The organism is Acetivibrio sp. (genome assembly GCF_035371925.1).
GTDB lineage: Bacteria > Bacillota > Clostridia > Acetivibrionales > Acetivibrionaceae > Hungateiclostridium.
The window spans coordinates 1-4815 of the sequence record NZ_DAORXT010000139.1 but is presented as its reverse complement, the minus strand read 5'-3'; the positions used below and the strand labels follow the sequence as shown (position 1 = coordinate 4815).

The window sequence follows — 4815 nt, the reverse complement described above, 5'->3', positions numbered from 1 at the left end:
ATGGTACTATGCTGTTCCGATTGTAATTTTATGGATTGTGATAGTTTCAATAGTTGTATGGAAGATTGTTGTTTAAAATATATTAACGTTATTTTGAATTTGTGAAACCCTACGTGACATTGAGATTTAATAATGATAAAATTAACCCTAAATATTACCTGCAATAGAGTTTGTCTCTAGATGCTGATAAGCTAATGACTCCTACAAATGGTATTTTTGCACCATTTGTAGGTTTTTTTAGACCTTTTATAAGCCAATGATATATATGGTAGAGTTTAAGTCAGGGTTAAAAATTAATGCGCAGCCATAGTTATAAACTATGCCTAATAATAAATATCAGATATTACCTATGACTACGATTTTTGTGATAGTATTTTTCAAGTAGGCTAAGATGAAAGGATGAAAGTTATGAGAACATCTGTTATAGGCTATCCAAGAGTTGGCGCTTTAAGAGAGTTAAAGTTTGCGGTAGAAAAATATCATAAGAAAGAACTGACGAAAGAAGAACTACAAGCTACAGCCTCCAAGCTGAGAGAAGAACATTGGAAAGTTCAAAAAAACAACGGAATTGATTTTATAACCTCAAATGATTTCTCATTTTATGATAATCTATTGGATACTGCTGTTTTATTGAATATCGTCCCAAATCAATACAGGCAACTCAAATTAGATGCCTTAGACGAGTATTTTGCTATGGCGAGAGGATATCAGGGAGATAAGGGCGATGTAAAGGCTTTGCCCATGAAAAAATGGTTTAATACAAATTATCATTATATAGTGCCTGAAATTGATGACGACACCGAAATTTTACTTGTAGGGACAAAGCCATTTGATGAGTATGTGGAAGCGAGAAATTGCGGAATTGAAACAAAGAGTGCTTTTATTGGAGCTTTCACATTTTTAAAGCTTGTTAAATTTACAGGCATAAGAACGATTGATGATTCTATAGCTGATATTGCTCGTGCATATTCAGATATTCTGAATAAATTTAGTATTTTGGGTGCCGGGTGGGTTCAGTTTGACGAGCCAGCTCTTGTTATGGATTTATCTGAAGAGGATATAGTTCTTTTTAGCAAAATTTATGAGAGAATTCTTTCAGAAAAGAACAATACGAAAGTGCTTTTGCAAACTTATTTTGGTGATATAAGGGATTGTTATAATAAAGTTATTACTATGCCGTTTGACGGAATCGGTCTTGATTTTGTCGAAGGGGAAAAGACATTGGAACTTGTGAGGAGTTTCGGATTTCCGGAGGATAAAACTCTTTTTGCAGGCGTTGTCAACGGAAAGAACATTTGGAGAAACAACTATTCTAATACTGTGAATTTGATCAGAGAATTAGGCGAATACTGCAAGGACATTGTATTAAGTACATCCTGTTCTCTTCTTCATGTCCCATATACTCTAAAAAATGAGAGCAGTCTTTCTCAGGAGTATAAAAAACATCTTGCTTTTGCTGAGGAAAAGTTAGCAGAATTATCAGAACTTAAAAGAATACTATTATGTAGCGATCCTACTTCAACTGTGGAATATGTTGAAAATCAAAAACTTTTTAATTTGTCAAGGAATTGTGAAAATACAGCTGTTCAGGTGGCTGTTTCCGGGCTATCAAAAGATGATTTTATCCGGCATCCTAATTCTGAGGAACGCGAAAAAATCCAAAAAGCAGTATTCAATTTACCGCTACTTCCGACAACTACAATTGGTTCTCTTCCACAGACAGCAGAAGTGAAAGAGAACCGTTCCAATTATAAAAAAGGGAAGATTACATTTGAGCAATATGTAACGTTTAACAAGGAAAAAATTGCAGAATGGATTGCCTTGCAAGAAAAAATAGGTCTTGACGTGCTGGTTCATGGGGAATTTGAGCGTAATGACATGGTTGAGTATTTTGGTGAAAATCTTGATGGGTTTTTGATCACAGAGAAGGGGTGGGTACAGTCTTATGGTACAAGATGTGTAAAACCTCCTATAATATGGGGTGATATTTCCCGCTCAAAACAAATAACTGTTGATTATTCTGTATATGCACAGTCACTTACATCAAGATGCGTAAAAGGGATGCTAACCGGTCCGGTAACAATTTTAAACTGGTCTTTCCCGCGGGAAGACATTACATTGAAAGATTGTGCATTCCAAATTGCTCTTGCTATTAGAGATGAAGTTCTTGAGCTTGAAGCAAACGGGATAAAAATTATTCAAATTGATGAAGCTGCTCTCAGAGAAAAATTGCCTCAGAGAAAAAGCGATTGGCACAGCGAATATCTTGATTGGGCAATCCCTGCTTTCAGGCTTGTTCATAGCGGCGTAAAACCTGAAACACAAATACACACTCATATGTGTTACAGTGAATTCGCGGATATTATAAAGGATATTGAGAATATGGATGCAGATGTAATTACTTTTGAAGCAGCACGTTCAGATTTGAGTATCGTTGACACACTAAGCGAATGTGGATTTAAAACGCAAGTAGGCCCTGGTGTTTATGATATTCATTCACCAAGAATTCCTAGTGTTCCGGAAATTAAGGAAGCACTAATTAAAATGCTTGAAAAGATACCTAAGGAGAAGCTGTGGGTTAATCCTGACTGCGGTCTTAAAACAAGGGGAAAAACAGAAACTGTTTCCAGCCTCGAAAATATGGTTATTGCAGCAAAAGAAATTAGAAGGAGTTTGTCGGTATGAAAATATGTGAATTGTATCAAATGAAAAGGGTTTTTTCATTTGAAGTATTTCCTCCTAGAAGAACAGACACTGTCAATACAATTTATGATACGATTAAAAAATTGAAAGCACTTAATCCGGATTTTATTAGCGTGACATATGGTGCAGGAGGAAGCGAGAGCAACACTGATACGTTTAAAATAGCCTCTGCCATTAAAAATAATTATGGTATCGAAAGTGTTGCCCATTTTCCTTGCATCAACCTTACAAAAGGTGAAGTGCTTAAAATGTTGGAAGACTTAAGAAGTGCTGGAATTGAAAATATTCTCGCACTGAGAGGGGATGTTAATCCTGGTTTTAATCCGAAGAATGATTTTAAATTTGCTAACGACTTGATTTCATTTATAAAAGAACATGGAGACTTTAATATAATAGCAGCTTGTTATCCGGAAGGCCATTTTGAAAGTCCTACAATTATTGAAGATATCCGCAATCTGAAACGGAAAGTGGATGCAGGCGCAAATCAACTGATAACACAGTTGTTCTTTGATAATAATTATTTTTATTCATTCAGGGAACGAGCTGCTATTGCAGGTATCAACGTTCCTATTGAGGCTGGTATTATGCCCGTTGTGAACAAGAAGCAGATTGAAAGAATAGTTGCAATTTGTAGAGTAAATCTCCCCAAAAAATTCCTCGCTATTATGAATAGGTATGAGAACAATCCGCAAGCTTTGAGAGATGCCGGAATTGCCTATGCTGTTGACCAAATAATTGATTTGATAGCACAGGGAGTCGATGGAATACACCTATACACAATGAACAATCCATACATTGCTCAAAGAATCTATGAAGCAATAAATACGTTGCTTGTTGCATGAATGATGCCTCTGCTTAATTGGAAGCGGAGGCATTTATATTGACTCTATATTATATCCATATTCGCAAATCCACTTTTTTAATTTTGAAATATACTTAAAGACCAATGGACTGAGGTGAGCCTTTTCATTCGCAATCCAGCCAATACGCATTCGTTCATCTGTTATAAGTGGCACGGAAATAATATTATCCCCGTTGAGATCCCTGCTCAAAACACCTGAACAGATGGTGTATCCGTTTAACCCAATCAGTAAGTTGAAAAGAGTGGCACGGTCGCTAACATAAATTGTTTTCTTTCTGGAAATAGTACTGAGGATTTCTTCGGAAAAATAAAAAGAATTATAATTACCTTGTTCGAAAGCAAGAAACGGGTAATTATTTAAGTCTTCTAGAGTTACTGCTGCATTCTTGGCAAGAGGATGCTTCGAGCTGATAAAAACGTGAGGATCAGCTTCAAAAAGAAGATTAAATACCAAGTGGTTTTCCTTTAGTATTTTATTAAGGACTTTTTCATTAAAATTACTTAAATATATAATTCCAATCTCACTTCGTAGATTTTTCACATCTTCAATAATTTCATATGTTCTTGTTTCACGAAGGGTAAATTCATATTCATCAATATCCAAATCCAAAAGTAATTCAACAAAAGCGTTGACAGCAAAAGCATAATGTTGGGTAGATATTGAGCAAAGTTTTTTTGAAGGTTTTTTCCCCATATATCGCTGTTCCATAAGTTCCGTTTGTTCTATGATCTGACGTGCATAAGAGAGGAATTCAGCGCCATCATCTGACAAAGAAATCCCTTTTGCTGTGCGGTAAAATATTTCTATCCCAAGTTCTTTTTCAAGATCTTTAACAGCCGTTGAAAGACTGGGCTGTGTAATAAATAGTTGTTTGGCGGCTTCGGTAATTGAACCACATTCGACAATTTTAATAATATATTTCAACTGTTGGAGTGTCATAGCATCACCTTGTCATAGTTTTTTTCTATGATTATATGCTATAATTGTATAATAGTCAATGATGCTTGACAGTTTGGTATCTTTGGATAAGATATGCCTAATGTTAAAACATAGCATAATATGCAGTATTTATAATACGGGAGGGAAAAAGGAGTATCAATGAATAAAACTGTTTTAATTACAGGGGCTTCAAGGGGAGTTGGAAGGGAAATAGCAAAACTCTTTGCTGCTAATGATTATAATGTTGCAATTAATTATTTCAAAAGTGAAGAAGAGGCAGAAAAATTGTATTTTCAGTTACGTGATGAAG

At 35.3% G+C, this 4815-nt stretch carries 4 protein-coding genes; 3 read left to right on the top strand and 1 reads right to left on the bottom strand.

The window, feature by feature from the left end; translation table 11 throughout:
* The first annotated feature begins 408 nt into the window (after positions 1 to 408).
* Both metE and metF read left to right on the top strand, forming a co-directional pair.
* A complete protein-coding gene (gene metE, locus PLH43_RS13010; protein WP_324363816.1) occupies positions 409 to 2685 on the top strand; it encodes a 5-methyltetrahydropteroyltriglutamate--homocysteine S-methyltransferase in 2277 nt (758 codons plus the stop codon).
* A complete protein-coding gene (gene metF / locus PLH43_RS13005; protein WP_324363812.1) occupies positions 2682 to 3545 on the top strand; it encodes a methylenetetrahydrofolate reductase [NAD(P)H] in 864 nt (287 codons plus the stop codon). The genes metE and metF overlap by 4 nt, the downstream gene beginning before the upstream one ends.
* Before the next feature lie 33 nt (positions 3546 to 3578).
* Here metF and PLH43_RS13000 read toward each other — a convergent pair whose 3' ends face one another.
* Positions 3579 to 4505: a LysR family transcriptional regulator gene (locus PLH43_RS13000; protein ID WP_324363810.1), complete on the bottom strand. Its 927-nt coding sequence runs from the start codon at positions 4503 to 4505 to the stop codon at positions 3579 to 3581.
* Between the two features lie 159 nt (positions 4506 to 4664).
* Here PLH43_RS13000 and PLH43_RS12995 point away from each other — a divergent pair.
* Positions 4665 to 4815, top strand: a 151-nt coding sequence (locus tag PLH43_RS12995) for an SDR family NAD(P)-dependent oxidoreductase (protein ID WP_324363814.1), incomplete at its 3' end; no start/stop codon positions are given.